Annotated in this window: 14 protein-coding genes; 5 read left to right on the forward strand and 9 right to left on the reverse strand. The window is 42.9% G+C overall.

The annotated features are described in order from the left end of the window. Positions 1-7: 7 nt before the first annotated feature. The 4 genes from NYE35_RS20220 to NYE35_RS20235 form a co-directional block, all read right to left on the reverse strand. A complete protein-coding gene (locus NYE35_RS20220; RefSeq protein WP_341121964.1) occupies positions 8-793 on the reverse strand; it encodes a DeoR/GlpR family DNA-binding transcription regulator in 786 nt (261 codons plus the stop codon). Between the two features lie 175 nt (positions 794-968). Beyond that, positions 969-1448 carry a DinB family protein gene (locus tag NYE35_RS20225; protein ID WP_036688853.1) on the reverse strand — a complete coding sequence of 160 codons (480 nt, stop codon included), beginning with the start codon at positions 1446-1448 and terminating at the stop codon, positions 969-971. Positions 1449-1486: 38 nt separating this feature from the next. Continuing rightward, positions 1487-2953 carry a protein adenylyltransferase SelO gene (locus tag NYE35_RS20230; RefSeq protein WP_076100248.1) on the reverse strand — a complete coding sequence of 489 codons (1467 nt, stop codon included), beginning with the start codon at positions 2951-2953 and terminating at the stop codon, positions 1487-1489. A 198-nt stretch (positions 2954-3151) separates the two neighbouring features. Further along, positions 3152-4441, reverse strand: coding sequence for an L-cysteine desulfidase family protein (locus NYE35_RS20235; protein WP_341121965.1), 1290 nt, complete (start codon positions 4439-4441; stop codon positions 3152-3154). 138 nt (positions 4442-4579) lie between these two features. Here NYE35_RS20235 and NYE35_RS20240 point away from each other — a divergent pair, with 138 nt between their 5' ends. Continuing rightward, complete coding sequence (locus NYE35_RS20240) at positions 4580-5383, forward strand: lipase family protein (protein ID WP_445321958.1); 804 nt, start codon at positions 4580-4582, stop codon at positions 5381-5383. A gap of 302 nt (positions 5384-5685) precedes the next feature. Here NYE35_RS20240 and NYE35_RS20245 read toward each other — a convergent pair whose 3' ends face one another. Next, positions 5686-6027, reverse strand: coding sequence for a DUF4181 domain-containing protein (locus NYE35_RS20245; protein ID WP_326047709.1), 342 nt, complete (start codon positions 6025-6027; stop codon positions 5686-5688). Between the two features lie 425 nt (positions 6028-6452). Here NYE35_RS20245 and NYE35_RS20250 point away from each other — a divergent pair, with 425 nt between their 5' ends. Then, entirely contained in the window at positions 6453-6884 is a 432-nt protein-coding gene (locus NYE35_RS20250; protein ID WP_076104972.1) for a flavodoxin domain-containing protein, read from the forward strand. Between the two features lie 56 nt (positions 6885-6940). Here the strand turns inward: NYE35_RS20250 and NYE35_RS20255 are convergent, their stop codons facing one another. Beyond that, positions 6941-9016 (reverse strand): serine hydrolase domain-containing protein, encoded by a 2076-nt coding sequence (locus tag NYE35_RS20255; protein ID WP_341121967.1) that lies wholly within the window; start codon positions 9014-9016, stop codon positions 6941-6943. 92 nt (positions 9017-9108) lie between these two features. Further along, positions 9109-9831, reverse strand: a complete 723-nt coding sequence (locus NYE35_RS20260; RefSeq protein WP_076104974.1) for an MOSC domain-containing protein — start codon at positions 9829-9831, stop codon at positions 9109-9111. 197 nt (positions 9832-10028) lie between these two features. Here NYE35_RS20260 and NYE35_RS20265 point away from each other — a divergent pair, with 197 nt between their 5' ends. The 3 genes from NYE35_RS20265 (at position 10029) to NYE35_RS20275 (ending at position 13314) form a co-directional block, all read left to right on the forward strand. Next, positions 10029-11492: an ATP-binding protein gene (locus NYE35_RS20265; protein WP_256715487.1), complete on the forward strand. Its 1464-nt coding sequence runs from the start codon at positions 10029-10031 to the stop codon at positions 11490-11492. 86 nt (positions 11493-11578) lie between these two features. Further along, a complete protein-coding gene (locus tag NYE35_RS20270) occupies positions 11579-12430 on the forward strand; it encodes an AraC family ligand binding domain-containing protein (RefSeq protein ID WP_076104975.1) in 852 nt (283 codons plus the stop codon). After that, positions 12430-13314, forward strand: coding sequence for a DMT family transporter (locus tag NYE35_RS20275; RefSeq protein ID WP_341122485.1), 885 nt, complete (start codon positions 12430-12432; stop codon positions 13312-13314). The genes NYE35_RS20270 and NYE35_RS20275 overlap by 1 nt, the downstream gene beginning before the upstream one ends. 81 nt (positions 13315-13395) lie before the next feature. On the opposite strand, the gene NYE35_RS20280 is transcribed toward NYE35_RS20275, so the two are convergent. Together NYE35_RS20280 and NYE35_RS20285 are read right to left on the reverse strand one after the other, a co-directional pair. Then, positions 13396-17877, reverse strand: coding sequence for a hypothetical protein (locus tag NYE35_RS20280; protein WP_341121968.1), 4482 nt, complete (start codon positions 17875-17877; stop codon positions 13396-13398). Further along, on the reverse strand, positions 17864-18622 hold the full coding sequence (locus NYE35_RS20285; RefSeq protein WP_076100230.1) for a DUF6063 family protein: 759 nt from the start codon (positions 18620-18622) through the stop codon (positions 17864-17866). The genes NYE35_RS20280 and NYE35_RS20285 overlap by 14 nt, the downstream gene beginning before the upstream one ends.

Raw genomic sequence — 18622 nt, forward strand, 5'->3', positions numbered from 1 at the left:
TTCGTTATCACTCTTGATTTCGAACCTCTTCAGCTTCATCTTGACACTCAATAACTGTGATGTTCTTCTGATCTAGAACTTCTCTGATCTCGATTGGAAGCTCTCGATTTGTAATTAAAATATCAATGAAGTCAAAGTCTAGCCGATAAAAGGATTTGGCATTAAATTTGGTGTGATCGGCTACTAAAATCACTTGATCAGATCTTCGAGCCATTTCTCTTTTTACCCGCGCATCTTCTTCATAAGGATAATAGAGCCCATCAGCACAGATCGCCGACGCTCCAATAAAGGCTTTATCCGCACGAATTTCACTAAGTTTATCGATAATGGAAGAACCATATAACAAGCGGTTTTTCACATTCAAGTAACCACCAAGTACATAAATTTGCAGATCCTCACGATGGGATAAAATCCCTACATTATCTATTGAATGCGTGACAACCGTAATATCCTGTGCACTAATTTGTTCAGCAACAAACTGTACAGTGGTCGATACGTCTAAAATCACAGTCTCACGATTTTGGATAAGCGCGGCTCCGATCTTCCCTATTCTCTGCTTACTCTCGGATTCATCGATCAAACGATCCTGGTAAGATAATAATTCTTTTTGTAATTCTGGTAACGCTAGACCGCCATGCGTCCGAACAACGACGCCCTCTTGTACTAACCTAACAATATCCCGTCGGGCAGTATCTCTTGAGACTTCAAATTGCGTACAGATATCTTGAACACTCATTGCTTGGTGTTGTTTCAAATATTCGAGTATTTTTAATAATCGTTCCTCTTGATACATAAGGTAATCCACCTCCTAAAGTCATCATAAGTCATTTAATAAGTATTTACAAGCGTTTATGAGTATATGATTAAGCATATGTAAGTATTAATGCGTAAAAAAAGACGAAAGCCAGATGAATGTGCATCCGCTAACGCCTTTTTAATTTTATTTTTTTAGGATTTACTTCACAATGTCACTTCACATTGCGGTTCCAGCTTTTTTGTATTTTTCGAATAAAAACAATCTGGCCCACATGATAAGCATTATGGGTTGTTACATTTCCGAGTACTTCCCACCATTTACTGTCTGGGAATCCTTGAACATCAGCTTCCAATTGTTCTTTCTTAATCAATTCCTGCCAATGTAAAAGAACCTCTAAAAGTTGTTTTTGCAACGCTTCGAACGTTTTCTCTTCTGCAACGACAAAGGTATTATTATTATCCACTGAAGGAACCGCATGAACACTGGCTTCTTTATACCTAGTTTGCCAAGTTTCATTCCAGTAAAGCAGATGCTGCACAATCTCAGCAATACTATTGCTTTCTTCCGTTACCTTCCAAAAAGCTTCTTCTTCACTTAAGTCTTTAACCGCCACTTCAAAGGGCACATACCAACTCGGATCATTTGCATTGGCCAGCAACTGGTTGGCTAGAACATCATAAGCATGAAACATTCTTCCTTCCCCCATTTTCCAGATAGATTATAAGCAATTTAAGTACCGCAGAATGTACGATATGGACATGCGGATTCCTCAGGAAGTGCCGAGTATTCCTCTTGTTCAGGGGAGTAGGCGTATGGGTTAGACAATGCTTGAAGTAACCTCTCCATCACATCGTAATCTTTCCGCTCTACCGCCGCCTCAAGCGCTTCTTCCACACGATGATTCCGCGGAATAATCGCAGGATTACTGGTACGCATCAGCTCCTGTGAAGAGGATTGTGATTCCTGCTGCCTGCTAAGGCGCGCCTGCCACAGCTCATTCCATTGCTTAAATTCAGGAGTGCCAAACAGATCAGCATCTTCCATTACGCCTAAAGTTAAAGACCGAAATGTATTAGTGTAGTCAGACCGATATTTTTGCATCAGTTCAAGGAGGGTATCAATCAGAGCAACATCCTCTAACTCTTCGTTAAAGATTCCCAGCTTCGCTCTCATTCCCGTTAGCCAATATTGATAGGACCGCTCCGAAAAATCTGAAATTGCCTCCTCAGCCAGCTTAATCGCCTGTGCCTGATCGTCAGCCAGCAATGGCAAGAGAGTCTCGGCAAATCTGGCGAGATTCCATGCGCCAATCCCGGGTTGATTGTGGTAGGCATAACGACCTTGCTGGTCTATGGAACTAAATACTGTCTCAGGATTGTACACATCCATGAAGGCACATGGACCATAATCAATCGTTTCTCCGCTAAGGGCCATATTATCGGTATTCATCACTCCGTGAATAAAACCTACAAGCTGCCATTTGGCAATTAGCGCTGCTTGACGTTCCATTACTTCCCGAAGCAGAACAAGATATGGATTATCTTCCACAGGAGCTTCTGGATAATGTCTTTGCAATGTGTAATCAGCCAGAATACGCAGATCCTCCACAGTCCCCCATGCAGCAGCATATTGGAAAGTTCCAACACGCAAATGACTCGCCGCGATCCGAGTCAAAACCGCCCCCGGCTGTTCCGTTTCCCGGATTAGCGACTCCCCTGTAGCTACCACCGCCAAGCTGCGAGTCGTAGGAATCCCGAGTCCATGCATAGCTTCACTGATGATATATTCGCGTAACATCGGTCCAAGCGCTGCCCGGCCATCGCCACCACGAGAGTATGGGGTTCTTCCCGCACCCTTCAACTGAATATCTACACGATCACCTTGAGGGGTGATCTGTTCGCCCAGCAGCACTGCTCGACCGTCTCCCAACATGGTAAAATGTCCGAATTGATGTCCAGCATAAGCTTGCGCAAGCGACACGGTACCTTCAGGAACTTCGTTGCCGGCAAGAATTCCAAGACCCTCCTTGCTCTGTAGTGCTGTGCTATTCAGCCCTAGAGTAGCAGCCAATGGTTCATTAAAAATAATCAGTTCCGGTTTACGCACAGGCGTTGGCTTAATTCTTGTAAACATTGATTCCGGCAGATGAATATAACTATTCGCAAAATTCCAGCCTATATCTATTTTCTCTGTCATATTATCTCCTTTTTATACCCTCAGTCTCTATGCCTTTATTAACTCAGAATAAGTTATGTTAAAATTTAATGCAAATCTTCTCGCAGACCTATGTTTTGCCGAAGTGTTACAAAGACCGCCCGGCTTCCTGCCATTTTATGCAGGAAACCGGGCGGTCTTAATTATGATGTTCTATCTTGTTTTCAACTTATTTGGAAGCTAATTCGCTCCGCCTTTGGAGAGCATAATATTGAGAATGGTCTTGTCAGTATCCGCCAGCCCTTCCTGAACCAAACGCTCCATGTTGCGGATGGTATCTTCCACCTCTTCGAAAATCACACCATCCTTGGTTGTAGGAGCAATGTTGTTCATAGCTAGTGTGGCTGCCTGGATCGCCGTATTGGTGGAGGTGGAAATCTTCAGCGCACAGGTAGAATTCGCACCGTCACAGATCATACCTGACAAAGAAGCAATCGTATTCTGTATCCCATGCTTGATCTGCTCAAGACTGCCGCCCATGAGATAAATGATCCCGCTATTTGCTCCTACTCCCCCTGCAATCCCTGAACCACATAATGGGGACAACCGCCCGATATAATGTTTGATGTGCACAGTGACCAGATTGCTCAGTGCAAGCGCCCGAGCTAGCATTTCTTCATCTTTGCCCAGCAATTCCGCCAGAGCTATAACGGGAAGCGTACAGGCGATGCCTTGATTACCACTGCCCGCAGTTGTCATCACAGGCATTGCACTGCCATCCATTCGAGCATCTGAAGCCGCTGCGGTAGCCGCGATAATTCTGTTCGCTACATCATTGCCGAACAGATTCACCGTAGATTGCTGATTCATTTTCTTGCCTACTTGCAAGCCATAATCACCTCGCAATCCCTCATCAGAGATCGCTTTGTTCATCCTCGCCCCTTCCAAGAGAAAGCCAAGCTCTGAAAAAGGAGCGGAACAGATAAACTCGAATATCTGATCAACTGAGCCCGCATACTCTTCCGTGTCGGAAAGACCAGGCTTGCCACAGTCGGCTTTTGAATTCCGGGGTGTTATTTTCTCCCCGTCCAGAGCCAAATATTCTATATGGGTGTGCTCTCTGGCAATAATGGCAGTCGCCGTATGGTTCTGCGTAAACAACTGGGCTTCAATATATAATTTCTCAGGAGTGTCCTTTATCTCCACTTTTAGCAGCTTTCTATCCAGCAGGTCATTTGCCATCTTCAACTCAGCCTGCGTCAGGCCTGACAGAATTTCCAGTTCCTTGTGAGAACGGCCGACCACCGCTCCAAGGGCTGCTGCGATAGGCAGGCCTGTCTGGCCTGTCCCGGGAATGCCCACTCCCATTGCATTTTTGATAATATTACCGCTGAGATGCAGCTGAATCCCCGTAATTTCTTCCTCGAGAAGCTCTGCCGCCAAGGAGACGGCATACGCAACTGCAATCGGCTCCGTACAGCCTTCTGCCGGTACGACTTCCTTGTGTAAAATTTCCAATAAGTTGCTCATGTATGCATTTCCCCCTTCTCTCTCCTGTTGGAGTTATTTATATATAGTAACTCAGAGAGAAGTTTCAGGGAATCCTTTTTCTTAGGAATCACTCCTTCATCCCCCTAATATAGTGTAGGAAAGAAAGGCGGGATGCACGTGAGTAAGAGGAATGAGCAAGAGCAAAGGGCGATCTTTCTAGCTGCAGTCTGCGGGCAGACCTATACACAATTTTCAAATATAGATGGATTTTTCGTCATTCCATTAGATTATCAGCTATGTCATCCCATTGAAGCACAATCCTTCAATAATGTATGGGAACGTTTCGGCTTTATTTTGGAGTCTCCACAAGAGATTATTATTGCCTTTCGGGGAACCAGTACGACGACCAATTGGATATCCAACGTCCTCGCTTCACAGGAACGGTTCAAATATCTTAAAGAAGACTCTCTCACCCATCGTGGCTTCACCAACATTTATTCTTCAGCTCGGGATGGCATCTTCTCTACGCTCTCCAAGCTATCTCCCGACAAGACCTTATACATTACGGGCCACAGCCTCGGTGGAGCGCTCGCCACCTTATGTACCTTAGATATTGCGGCAAATACCTCTTACACCACACCTAACCTCTATACTTATGGTTCCCCACGGGTAGGCGATCCGGACTTCGTTAATATTTTCAAACTATATGTGCGGAAGAGTTACCGGTATGCCAATCTTTTTGATGTTGTAACCTACGCACCTCCACATGTCTATAAGCTCCCCAAACGAGAAAAAAAGTATTATTACAATCATGTCCATACTTTTAACTCACTGTCTTTCCAGAATGGATCTACAAGTGGTAATCACGTAATCAGCAGCTATTTCACCGAGCTCTCCAAGCTCCAACCGGAATTCGCTCAAGAATTATGTATAACGAACCCAGGATTCTGTCCACTCGTGGCTACGAAAGCAGAAGTATAATGTGAACACAAAAAGGAGGTGCCCAACAAGCCATATGCTGGCTGCCGGAACACCTCTTTTCTTCGTATGATTCGATGCCATCAGCAGTTACAAAGTCACTAACGGACTCCATTGACACTAACAGCAGTATATTTCCACTTTAAGAATTCCATCGGACTCCATGGCCACTATTGGCATAAAAAACACCTAATATAAGTCACTTTCTAACGAATAGCTGCACTGGAGTCCGAAACGCTGCCCAAAAGGCGATTATTTAGCAATTAACGTCATCTGGGTCCGAAACCGGTACGAATGAAACTAGATCAGAATATAAAATAAACTAATACCACACCCAGGACTAACAGAATAAGTGAAACTATGTGCTGTTTCGTATGTTTTAGAAATTTCCAGTCGATGAACGACTGAAACCCTATTGCTACTACTATAACTACAATCCAAAACCATTTTATAACCGTACCCTCTGGGCCATCGGCAATTATGATCACAATCCCCGTAATTAATCCCGCAAGTGCAAGTATAAGCTTCCCTTTTATATTAAGCTCATAACCGTCTTCAGGAAGTTTTTCTTTGTCCGGGCCAACAATCCATATCCTTAGAAATAGGTTAGAAAAAGCAAGTATTATAAGTATAAGTCCAATTTTCACTTTCGTTCACCTCCACCCTTATATAGAATTCATTCGTATTTATTTCTGATCATTAGTTCTTTGATTTCTTTTAACTCATTTAATATTTCTTTTGATAGTTGCGTACTTCTAGAGTTATCGATGCCTACTTTAATCACAAATATTCCAAGCAACAAATAGATGATTAGCATTACGATGATCCCCAATTTACGTTCACTCCTCTTTTTTTGTATATTTCCTTAAAGATATTGTTAGCATTAGATTAATATTATTCCCATGATACCATAATAAGGATATCTAATTAACACTCAGGAGCTTGCCGTTGGCTTGACAAATGATCAGTATATTCGATAAAGTATATTATATCTTGATAATCAAGATAATTGATTTGCGAGATTTTTTCCATGAGGGAACGCGATTAATCTTAACTGAAAAGAGGGAACACAATGGCAGTACTTATTCTATACGCTACAAAATCTGGAGCAACAGAACAATGTGCAAAAGTATTATCAGAAGAGCTACCTCAGAGCAAAATTTGCAATATCGAACTAGAAAAGCCAGATATCGAGGCATTTGATAGCATTATTTTAGGGGCAGGAGTAAGAGATGAAAAAATATATAAAGCCATTCGTGACTTTATCAAAAAAAATAAAGATGAGTTACTGACTAAGAAGATGGGCTACTACATTTGCAACGAGAAACCCAAGAAAACCGAAGAATTAATAGAGAAAAATTTCCCTGATGATCTGAAAGAAGCTGCGATTTGTATTGAATCTTTTGGAGGTTATAAGGCCTATAAGGCTCCAAAGGAAGGTACTGATCAGCTCAAAGGGATATTGGTAGATAAAATAAAAGAATTCTCACAAAATTTCAAATAAAAAATCCTGTTACCAAGACGAAAATCTTGATAACAGGATTCTTTTTTTATATACGTTTATTGCGCCTTGAGGGTCACTTCAAACTTCGCACCGACATCACCTACAAATACAATTTTGCCGTTGCTAGGAAGTTTGACTTGCTTAAGACCGCTAATGGTAAAGTAATTCACACATACACCATTCTCATCATAGACGGCAAAGGAACTCTTGGTTGGCAGCTCTACTGTCATTATCTTACCTGTTGCCGTTTCAGGAACTCCATACCATCTAGCATATCCATCTGATTGGATCGTTACCATAGATTGCGGGCCTGCATAAATCGGTTTAACCGCATCTTGATGTATAAATAATTGATTGCCAATCTTTAAATACTCCACACCATTTTTATTTTCAAAAATAAGATCCGCAAGATCGCGCCCAGCGATGGTTGGGATTTGCACGGTCATTTCTGCTTTATTAGGTCCAGTTATTTTATTCGAGCCCATATAACCAGGTGCGTCAGGGAACATAGCGATTCCAGCTACCGGCATACTCATGTAATATTGGGAGCTGTACTTCTCGCTGACATCAAAATACAATTTCCCTTGACGCTGCTGCCATGCAGTAATGACCTCTTGAGATAGGGCATTAGGTTCAAGCTTCTCAGCTGCATATTGGGTAACGGCAGTTTCACCAAGTCCTGGAATTACCCCATACCCTTGACTCCAAAGATAGATACGGCCATTGCTCTCCTTCACAAAGCTAACTTTACTTGTACCCTCGGCATCTAAAAATTCACCGTTCGAATTATATGAAAATTTCTGTGCTGGCATTGTAGGAGCTATAATCGAAGATATACTCAATTCCCCAGCTATACTAACTTCTATCTTCATTAGTTGCGTAGAATCACCATAGACACCCGCATAGTTTACCAATTCTTGCGGCATATCCTCTTTGTTCGAAGCTTTAAAGGTAGGTGTAGCTTTCAGTTCCTTAATAACTCCCTTTTCCTGTAAGGCACTGAGTAAAATTTCGTTGGCAAGCATCTGGTCCGTTGTACTTGCTCCGCCAGAAGATATTACTGCTGCTGCCATCCGTTGTTCGGGCAATACAACTAATGAGGTATGATACAGACCCGTATCTCCCCCCTTTGTCAAAGCCTTGATTTCGTACTGGTTAAATGGATATAAGTTCACACTGTCCCAGCCTAATCCATAAGCTAACGAATTATCTGTTCCCTTAGGCCATATTCCACGCTTATATTCCTCTTGTTCCATCGCTTTCACAGACTTTTCTGACAAAATGCCAGTCGATTGGCCCGTAAAAATAGTTGCAAAGCGCACCAAGTCCTCTGCAGTGGAATAGATACCACCTGTTCCAATCACATTAATGGTTTCTTTGGGTAAAGCTGCTGAGTAGGTAGCATTGTAGACACTAGCCAGCTGAGAAGAAGCTACAGAATCTACAGGCGTTTTCGTATGTTCAAGCCCTAGAGGTTCTGTGAAATTTTGATGAATGAATGTGGTAAAGTCCGTGCCACTGACCTTTTCAACAATCAACTCAGCCAACGTAAATCCATCATTACAATATACTGAGTAGGCACCTGGATCGGCCTTCAGACGTTGTGTTGACAACGTTTCTAGTAAACTATCTTTTGCAATAGGATCAGAATCATTAAATAAGAAAGAATTGGATAAGTTCGAGCCAGCAAGACCTGAGGAATGATTCAACAGCATCCGTACAGTGATTTGCTTATAACGAGGATCTTCCATCGTAAAATTATTCAAATAAGATACGACTGAACCGTCCAAGTCTACTTTCCCTTGCTCAACAAGCTTCATAATAGAAGCTGTTGTATACATTTTACTCGTTGAGCCAATTCCATACATCGTTGTAGCGCTTGGTGCTGTCTTACTCTCCACATGACTATATCCAGATTGACCGCTCACAACGATATTATCGCCATCAATAAGAGCATATTGGAGACTAGTCGTTCCCAGCTTTTCCGTTAAGAATGCTGCCTTCTCTGCTGCCACCTTCTGAGTGTTCACATACGTTTGCCCTTTGCCGCTATCTGCTGCTAATGCACTCGTAGGGACATACATTACCAGTAGAAGCAATGCAACTAATAGGGATGCCAAATTCTTCTTCATACATAACCTCCCGATATGAAATCGTCATCCTTTAAAGGATAATTTATCCATGGAGTAATGTAAAGGAAGTTTGCAATATTGGGACCATGTATCTAATCTACTAATTCTACTTTATCTCCGATTCGAATTTGCCCAGTTTTGATTACTGAAGCATAAACTCCAAAATGCAAATCAAACTCTTTATGCAGTTTTTTCAAAAGTACTGGGTCCTTCTGGAGACTATCCGGGTCCATCGTAATCACAACACATCTCTCACAAAAACTATCTACCTGTAGCTGTGCGTCCCCAATGTTAAGCCGGCGTCCAATCCAATCTCCTTCAAAAAGAGAATCATCATTCAGCGCAATAACAAAATTCCCGCGAAAACGCCGTTGATCCAAGGAATGCCCCCAGGTTGCCTCCAGTTTTTTTAAGCTGGCATCCGTAATGAGTAGAATACTAGCGCCATCCACGGATAGGAGCTGCGGATGTTCTGGCTGAGGATGTGCAGCTTTTAAACCAGACATAGTGATTGGAGTTTTGGTTTGGCTTTGGATTTCTTCCAATAGATTATCATCCCATCCAAAGGTTCGCCCGTCTGATGCCGTTACATGGATTTGTCCATCTATAAATTGCGCTTGATAGGTAAGCATATTCGGAATATTTCTAGCGGTGATATATTTTCGCCAGCCCTCTTTTGACTCATCGTAAAAGGAGCAAAAACGGTCACCAAGCATTCCATACGGTTCAATTATACAGCTTTCTAAATTCTCACCCGCAAATGACTTGACCGGGTAACGATTAATTCCTTGAATTTCACCAACAACTGATAACATGATACAACGCCTCCACTTGTCTTAAAATGCAACGTATCTTCCCATTCTACCTGATTTTATTTAACTGTTGTATGAATATCTAATAACCCAGAAATTTTATATGTTTTATTGAGTTATATGTTTTATACTATGACTGTTGGATATATTGCATTTTGAGATAACACTCACTCCCCTATAAAGAAGAGAGGTAACCTGCTGTGCGGACAAATGATTTTCAAGGTTTTGACTTTGTTTTTACCCAAGCCGTGATGGGTATGGCCCTTATTTCGCTTGATGGAACGTTCCTAAAACTGAATTCAGCATTATGCGACCTCTTGGGGTATGATGAAAACGAGTTAACGACACCCTCTCCAACCGTCCGTACCCTTCTAGATCAGATTCATAAATTCATTTCATTAGGAAGCTCTCTTCCATCTACGAGTACTGATCCGCAGAGACTCGAATTAGATTATTTCCATCCAACCGGACACCGGTTATCTTTAAACGTCTCCTTATCTATCCTTTCGGATGACATTGGTAAACCTATATTTTATTTTACTCAATTCGAGAATAAGACCCTGATCAGGGAAATGGAGACTCAGCTTCAGGTTGTGAAGACCCATCTACTTGAAAAAGAGAGCTCTTTTCTACAGCTGCTGGAGGAACTGCCTCAGCCCGTGCTTATCACTAGGGGAGGGATTGTTCTATATGCAAATTCGGCAGGTTTACAATTAATCCATGCAGAAAGCCTAGATCAAGTACTTGGTCTATCGACTATGGATATTGTAGACTACTCTAATTATGAAATTCTCTCAGAACGAAGAAAGAAATTCAACACTGATAGAACAACAGGTTCTGTCTGCTACCTGATTAATTGTTTAAATAACCAGCAGAAATATGTGGATGGGATTACATTGCCAATCATTTATGAGGGAAACGAAGCGTACATTGGCATATTCAAAGATATATCCGAGCAAGTATTGGAAGATGAACGACTGATACAGTCCGAGAAATTATCTACAGCAGGACAGTTAGCCGCTGGAATCGCTCATGAAATACGGAATCCTCTTACAGCCATTAATGGCTTTATGAAGCTACTGCGCTCTTCCGAGCGGATGAATGATAAATATATTTCCATTATTGAGTCAGAATTGAAACGCATCGAGTTCATCGTCAACGAACTGCTTGTCTTATCTAAACCCCAAACCACTCATATTAGTAAACCAGTGGATTTATTGTCTTTGCTGGAACAAGTCACCACACTAATGAATGGACAAGCTGCCCTAAAAAATCTCAAGATCCTCCCTGTCTGTACTGATCAATCCATTTGGATTAATGGTGAGGCTTATCAGATGAAGCAGGTATTTATTAACTTACTTAAAAATGCGATGGAAGCAATGAATCATGGGGGAAACATCTATATTCATGTGCAAACCTATGACAGAGAAGCCCGAATCAGTGTGCAGGATGAAGGCTGTGGGATGACAGAGGAACAGATCAATGCCCTCGGCAAACCATTTTATACGACCAAAGAAACAGGAACAGGCTTAGGTTATATGATCACACAAAATATTATACATAATCATGGCGGAGCGATCTCTGTAGAAAGTACTCTGGAGCAAGGAACAACTTTTACTGTGAGTATTCCAACGATCATTACACCTGAGGAACCTATCATGTAGAAGATGTGGTATCGCAACATCATGCAAGAATGCCCCTAATTTTCACATTATAATGGTTATACATTATTGGAAAAGAAGGTGCAGCAATGACTCGTGAAGTTCGAACTGTAGTTTTCGATCATGACTTAAAATTTGAGGCGTATCGATTCGAAGGTATTATGCAGAAGTTTCCCAACCATTTTCATGACCATTATGTCATAGGTTTTATTGAACAAGGAAAGAGACATCTGCTCTGTAACCAAGAAGAGCATATTCTTAACAGCGGAGATGTGGTCATCTTTAATCCGGCGGATCCCCATGCCTGTGAACAGATAGACGGGAGAACGCTTGACTATCGCTGCATCAATATTCAGCCGGAAGTCATGCGTGAGTATGTGCTAGAAATTACCGGCATAGGCTACTTACCGCGGTTCACACACAACGTTCTCTACCAAAGTGAACTGTCGAACCCTTTACACGACCTGCACCAAATGATATTAGAGGATCAATCCGATTTTCAAAAAGAAGAATTGTTTCTATTTCTCCTGGAGCAGCTTCTGAGAGAATACACGGAGACAGAAACCCCCTATCCAGCTCAAGAGCCTACTTCTGAAATTAAAATCATTTGCGATTACATAGAGTTACATTATGCGCAGAACATTACGCTAAACCAGTTAAGTGAATTAAGCGGCTTAAGTAAATATCACTTGCTGCGTTTATTTACCAGACAGAAAGGAATATCACCTTACCGTTACTTGGAAACTATTCGCATCAACCATGCCAAAAAGCTTTTAGAACAAGGAATATTGCCAATAGAAGTGGCCTCTCTAACCGGATTCAGTGATCAGAGCCATTTCACAAATTTTTTCAAAAGACTCATAGGCTTAACCCCTAAGCAATATATGCGTATATTTGTTCAGCAAACGGGAGTAAAGTCATCAATGGAACTTACGAAATGATAAATCAACGCAAGATTAACACAGGACATCTGCTGGCATTACTTACGATTTTAATCTGGGGAACCACCTTTATCTCCACTAAAATACTGTTAAAAGACTTTACGCCTGTGGAAATTCTGTTCTTCCGTTTTCTTATTGGGTACTTTGTACTGTTACTGATCTATTCACGTCCAATCCGAACTACATCTTTTAAAGAGGAATTACTCTTTATCTCAGCAGGTCTTTGTGGGGTCACGTTATATTTTCTTATAGAAAATATTGCCCTAGTCTATACCCTTGCATCCAATGTAGGTGTGATTGTCTCCATCGCTCCATTTTTCACGGCGGTGATCGCTCATTTCTTTTTAGAAGAAGAGAAATTTCATAGGCAGTTTATTATAGGATTTTTGATAGCCTTGGCAGGAATTATATTAATTGGGCTGAACGGGAGTTTTCTTCTGCAGCTGAACCCCATCGGTGACTTGCTGGCATTGCTGGCACCTGTGGTTTGGGCAATTTATTCAGTGTTGATGAGAAAAATAAGCGTATTAATGGTTCATACTATAGGGGCTACCCGCAGAGTATTTTTCTATGGTCTGCTGTTTATGCTGCCTACTCTGTTTCTGTTTGATTTTCAGCTAGGTCCGAGTAGATTTAAAGAAATTTCAAATGTAGCTCACCTGCTTTTCTTAGGTCTGGGTGCCTCGGCACTGTGTTTTTTGACTTGGAATAAAGCTGTAGGGATTCTAGGGGCTGTAAAAACAAGTGTATATATCTATATTGTTCCTGTAATTACAGTGGCAGCTTCCGCCCTTGTTCTGAATGAAAAGATCACCTGGGCAATCCTAACGGGAACTTTTTTAACGCTTATCGGTTCTTATATTTCCGAACGCAAACCTAAATAAACAAAATATCTTTAACATTTAATAAAAAGAAGCCCCAGCAGCGTGATGCATACTGGAGCTTCTTTAAGTTTCATTCCATACTCAGAACAACGAGACAGGAATAAGCTTTCTTCCTCCCTTGATCAGGGTTGATTCCAGCATGTCCCCTTTGACGCCTCCAAAATAAAGCTGCCAATACACGCCAAAACGCACGCTGACATCATTCTTGACAAGCTCCGGCGGCGTAACAATCAGCCATTGGAATTTGAGTGCCTTGGAAATTTCGAAGACGGGGTCAAGCACGTTATTGGAGACCATTTCTCCGAAAGGATTGTCATATAAAAAGACCGTCCACCCTTTATTCTCACGATTCACCCGTTTATGCGTCATGATCATCATTGCGACCAGCAGCTGTACAGATTGACGTTGCCCCCCACTGCCGACAGCTTCATCCAGTGCGCCGCGATTAATAATCTCCCAGTCCGAATAATGATAATCTTCCGGTGCGGCGTAGAGGAAATAATTCTCCGTTACCGGTTTATACACCTGAAGAACTGGAAAGCGGTTCTGCAGCGCCGCATAGACAATTCGTCCGTCATTAATAACCTCTTTGATTACCAGTGCCGGCACTTGTTCTATCTTTGGATACTTTTTGAGCAATTCATTGATACATTGATTGAAGTAGTCACTCACCATCGGCTCTACCTCATCGCTTGTTCTTGGCACATTGATATTCTTGTAATTCAGACGTACCAGCGGGAAGGCATAATTATTCTCGTTATGAATAATCATCCGGCGTTCCATTCGCTTCATAATATCAATGATTTGTACCACTCGTAGAGAAGCCCGGCCTACCCACATCTTGCGGGAGAGATCCATGCCTTCCTTATCGCTTTGAATGCTCTCGATCTGATCACGCGAACTGCGTAGCATGGAATCTAGGACTTGCAGTGCAATAGCGAAATTATCCCAATGGACCGTATTCAATCGATCTAGAATCTTGGTCTCCAGTTCGGAGTTCCGTTCATTTTTCGCAAGTTTTTCGGTTAATGAATTTTTCTCTTCCTTCACCTTTTTGGAGATCTCATCCTGTCTAATCCGGCTATCCTTAATGCGGAGAAGCCAGTCGGCTACTAAAGGCTCGCAGTTTTCTCTAACCCTCAGCGTTATTTCTTCTGGCACACTCCGTAGGTTGACGCGATCCTCAATATGCGCGTTCATTATTTTGATTTGATTGGATAAAGTCTGAAGGAGGACATCGATTCGGTCCAAGGATCTTTTACACTGATTAAGCATAAGCTCATTCGCTTGGCAGCGCTCCTGAATTTCTGTTTCCTTATCCTCTAGCGCCTCATTCCAAAGCTCCACGGCACGTTCATGTTTCTCTTTGATTCCCTTCTCTACTTTGCGCAACTCTTTCTGCAAGTTCTCCAATTCAGTCTGGCAGCGGATGTAACCGTCGTGAACAATCTGATAGTCTTCCTCCAACGAAGTAGTATCCGTCTTTTGGCGATTTCTTGCAGCCATAATGGACTCGGCCGACTCCGCAGGTTCAGTCGCCTTCCGCCAATTCACATCTACTTGATTCAGGCTGGATTCAAGCTCAGCCAGATTCTCGCTTGCTGCCTTAATCTGTGCAGCTCTTGTCCGAACTTCCAGCTCATTTTCGGTAAGTGATTGCTGCAGGCTTTCAACGGTACTGAGCTGCTGCAAGAGAAGATTCTGCTCTACAGGATCTACAGGTAGGACTTCTCCTTCATCAGAAAGCTGGCGATCTGTTGGGAAAACAATCTCAGGAAACCATCGTTGCAGTCTAGGGAACATCGCGTATTCGGTTTCTCTCGTCCATTTATTGCGTTGTCCGCTCAAGCTTTCCATTTGCACCTTTAGGTGTTCAAGCTGCTGATCTTTACCTGCTAACTCTTTGCTCACCAGATTCTTTCGTTCGATTATTTTTTGTTTTTCCTTATAATCTTGTTCCTGTTTCTTCGTCCGTTCAATCCAAGCTTGCAGAACCCCCGCTCTCTGCTCATGTTCCACACTTAGAACTTTGTTCTCCGCGAGCTCTCGTCCGATCCGAGTAAGCGTCCCCTCATTCTCATCCATCTCATTGCTCAGATTGATAATGCTCTGCTGAAGTTCAGCCTGCAGTTTAATAAGCGCATCATGCTTGGCTGTAAGCGTCATGGTATTCTCGACTTGAAATAAACGTTCATACTCCTGACGCACCGATTTCAACTTAGATAAATAGGCTTCAGAGTCCTGAAGGATCTGCTCCTGTTCCTTGAGCTTCCCCTGAATACTGCTCTTCCAATCCTGGAAACGATCCGGCTGCAAGACCATTTGCGGCCCTTGATTCGCAAAAAGCATGAAGGATGCTTGATTCGAAGCTGCCATCTCTTCACGAATAAAGATCGGCACCGCTGATTTCAGCAAGGTGTCCTTCATCAGTTCCGGCTGAATTTTATCAGCTTCGCGCCGGGTCAAAATCAAACTATATGGAAGTAACGGATATTGCTCCAGTTCTTCCTCACGTTCAAGATACGGACGGTCATTTAAGTAGGAACTACCTAGCGTTGATTGAATCTTTAACGAATCGAGTGTATCTTTGACCGTCAGAATATCTGAATTGGGTAGCCAGTAGGATTGGTTCTGAAGTTCCACATCCATGAGCTGATTATAGTAATCCCGTCTGGAACGTTTAGTCTGTTGCTCTATTTCATCTATTTTTCGGATAAAACGTGCCGGGATAACATCTTGTTCTTCAAAAAGGCCAGTAGCACCTAAACGATTGTGCTCTTCATACATTTCCAGCAGCACAACGAGCTGTGACCATAATTGGGATTCTTTCTGAGTCTGTGACTCAAGCAGAACTCCAAGCTCGTCCGCTTCACGCTCATAAGAACGCCGTTTCTCGCTCAGCTCAGCATGACTCTTATGCAGTGCCAGCTTCCGAATCTCTTCCTGCTTGCGCTGTTCTTCCAAGTCTCCAATGACTTGAAGAATCGTTTTGGCCGCTGAGACCGTACGCTGCAGCGCAGCTGCCGGAGAATGGGCGGCATCCTGCCCATATTGGGCTGCGAATGCTCCGAGTTCTTCCGTGTATTGCCGAATAGATAAGGTCAAATCATTGATCTGATTATCCAGCCCGGCCAGCTCTACCAAGAACCTTTCCCTTTCCTTGCGCAATTCCCTTTCTTCCGCCGTCAGGTCTTGCTGCGCTGTCTCAAACTCTCTAATCGTTTGCTGCCAGAGATTAAACACCACATCCCACTGTTTCCGCAGCTGTTCCTTGGCTGCCTGAATGACCTCTTGCTGTTCTTTCATCTCCAGAGAACCTTCGATAGCTTGAATTTCTTTTTGCCACTGCTCAATTTGCCGGGTATGGAGCAACCGTTTAGCCAGAAAATAAGCTACTTCAAGCTTCTTCTCTTGCGCTTTGGAATCCTCCAACCGACCACGCGCACGGCTCTGATCATCACTGAGCTTCTTAAACTCTTCTTGCTTCAGTTCCGTTTCTTCCTTGCTGCGTAAGTATTTAAGATTGTCTGTCTCAAAGCGCAGTTGCTTCGCATCCTGATAACGTCCAGCCAGTTCATCAGCAATCTTACTTCGCTCAACTTCTGCATTTCTCTGCTCTTCATAGATAACCGTATAGATTTGGCGTCCACGTAGTTCAGTTTCTTGTACTACGTTTTCCGCCTCCACGCCAAGTTTCACCAGCTCATAAAGCGGTGCAGCCATACCAAGAAACTCTGAATAGACCTGCTCCCGCTGTTCAAGCATCGGCAAGCGCTGAGCCACTGTTGCTGTATCGATAAACATCCGCTGCAGCGTATTGTCGTCTTCCTTTAATCCTTCATTCAGACTAGATCCGATTTCAGGAATAATCAGCTTTTCGAACAAGTTATGATTGGTGAAGGCATCATTCTTTTTAAAATAACCTTTGATACCGCCCTCTTCACCATTGATCCGCCGCATATTACGCCACTCGGCGATATGGATATCCCGGATAGCCAGGAAGTCATAATATCTTTTCAAATCCGAGCTATGGCTGCCAAAAGGTACAATCTCCCCCCGCCGATCGCGTACAAATTGCTGGATCGTTTCAAAACTCGTAGGTTCAGCAGTCACTTCGTCAAATAACGGCAACGTTGATAGCGTAAGTTCAGCCGCTTCACCGTAATCTGTAAGTGCGTACAGCAAGTAATCCACTTTGATATCCTGCTGATCAAGCGAATTATGTGCCGTCATAGCGATTCCCGTAGTCATATACTCATTGCGCTCATTGTTGTCGAGATGCCATTCGATAGCTACGTGAAAAGTGTACGGTTTAAGTTGTTTTTTATGATTATGAAAAAAAGCCTCAACCTGGTTCTCACTGTCTTTACCCCACGGTGTTTTGGGCATCAATAGCTGGAAAATGGATTGCAGCAGTACGCCCTTTCCACCGCCATTCATGAGCGTAATAAGCGTATTAGCCGGTCCCTCTTCGTTGCAGAGGTCCAGAATCATATCGTCGTATTTCTTGAGCATCTTCTCGTATTTAAGTCCTGTAATTCGTATGCGTTCAATCCGCGGCATAGGTAGCACCGTCTTTCTCAGCTAAAGTTCTTCCAATGAGGCTCTTTAATTCCTGGTATCGATCGACATCATGATATAAATAACGCATTCTCTCATACAGCTCTTCCCGAGGAAAGATACGCTTCTCTGTCTCAGAGATGAATACGAGCTTCTCCTCTTCCAGAAGTTTCATGCCTTCATGGATCAGTCCAATTCGTGAGCCTGCGCCTCTGGTCAGAAGATCGCTTTCTTCCTGACTCTTAGTCTGCATGTAGAGACTGGTCCATACCTTAAACATCGCTTGGATATCAAGCTGCCACTGCTGACTAAATCGCCCATCCTCATCCATCTGAATCCACGTCTGAAAGAGCGAGGACACCTGATCAGCAATTTGAATATAGGACATACTGTCCTGCCCCGACTTAAAATGAGTCTCATCCTGATCCATTTCGGCCAGAAAAACCAGAATAATAATATTGATAATATGTAAGTGAGTTTTACGCTCAACACGTGAATATTTGTTCTTTAACTGGGTGAAATTGGTTGCAAACACTGACCCCAGTGGATTAACCAGCAGATGGAGACGGTGCCCCGAATTCATCACCCGACAGCCCCCTTCTTTAGCAACATACTGAAGCGCATCATAAGTTCCTGCATCCTGAAGGCATTCTGCCGCTGCAGGGTCATCAAGAGGAATTACTTTTTTACGGAGCAATTCAAAAAATAGCCGTGAAGCTTGCTGTACCTGCTCTAATGTATAACTCAT

The organism is Paenibacillus sp. FSL L8-0494 (assembly GCF_038003695.1).
GTDB lineage: Bacteria > Bacillota > Bacilli > Paenibacillales > Paenibacillaceae > Paenibacillus_AQ > Paenibacillus_AQ odorifer.